The sequence below is a fragment of the Kitasatospora sp. NPDC001261 genome (assembly GCF_042896795.1).
GTDB lineage: Bacteria > Actinomycetota > Actinomycetes > Streptomycetales > Streptomycetaceae > Kitasatospora.
In genome coordinates, this window is the sequence record NZ_JBIAXP010000083.1 from 1 (window position 1) to 1145 (window position 1145).

The 1145-nt window shown below is 69.8% G+C and carries 1 pseudogene; it reads right to left on the bottom strand.

Annotated elements, in window-relative coordinates:
• Window positions 1-212, bottom strand: a pseudogene (locus ACFY4B_RS42620) (hypothetical protein); the annotation flags it as partial.
• Window positions 213-1145: the final 933 nt, after the last annotated feature.

Here is a 1145-nt window from a genome sequence, read left to right on the forward strand (position 1 = left end):
GTGGTGGTGAGGCGGCCGAAGTCGTGGGCGTGGGCGGTGGTGGTGGTGGGGTTGGTGGTGAGGGTGCCTTGGAGGGGGGGTAGGGGGGCGATGTGGCCGGGGGGTGTGGGGGTGTTGGTGGTGGCCCAGGTGCGGGTGGTGGTGTTGAAGCCGATGATGGTGGCGGCTGCTGCGGTGAGGAGGGTGCGTCGGGTGAGGTCGGGGTGGGTCATGCGGGGTGGTCTCCTTGGTGGTGTGGGTGGTTGGTGGTGGGGGGTGGTGGGCGGGGCTGGTTGGTGCGGGGCTTGCGGGGCCGGCGCCCTGGTGGGTGTTAAGTCTCTTTAGTGCTGGGGTGGTTGTGGGCGGTGTCCGGGCCGGTGGTGGTGGCGTCCCGGCCGGGTGGTGGTGCGGGTGGTTCTCGGGGTCCTGGCCGTGGCCGGTCTGGTTGCCGGTCTTCGGTTCGCGGCTGGTCCCGGGTGGTTGCTGTCCGGTGGTGCGGGGCTTCGGGGGCGGCGTCCCGGGGCGGGTGTTCCCTGAAGTCCCGTTCGCGGCGGGCGGGTTGTGGCTGTCCGGGGTGGTGCCCGGGGTGGTTCCGCCGGTGGTCCGGTGGTGTCCGGGTGCGCTGGGTGGTGTCCTCGGGCGGGTCGCGGCGGCCCTGTTGGTCCGGGGTGGTGCGGGAGAGGGGTGACCGACCGGGTTATCGGGCCGGTCGGCGAAGTGAAGTCCCTTTCGTTTCGGGCCTGTTGACGGTGGTGCGGGGACTTGCTTTCCCTGCCTGCCTGCCGGTCCTGTTCGGCCCCCTGTCGATTTTTCTGGTGTTGCTGTCCTGCGACGGCGCCCGTCCGTGCCGGTTTCTGCCGGGGCTACCGGCCTTGCCGGCTCCGCCGTTCCGCTCTTTCTGTCCTGCTTCAGCCGGTCGTACTTGCCGCTTCTGCCGGTCTCACCGCAGTGGTCGTACCGGTTGCTCCTGCCGACTGGCGTCGTTGTTGCCAGTGCACGGCTTCATCGGTTCCGGTCGTGCTGGTCTTTTCGGTTCTGCCGGCCGGTTCCCTGTTGATCTGATCGTCGTGGCCTTGCCGGCTGTTCCTGCTGTCGGTACTGGTCCTGGTGCTCTGGTTTTGCGGGTGTCGCCGGTGGTTCCTGCCGGTCCCGTCGCCCAGGTGGAC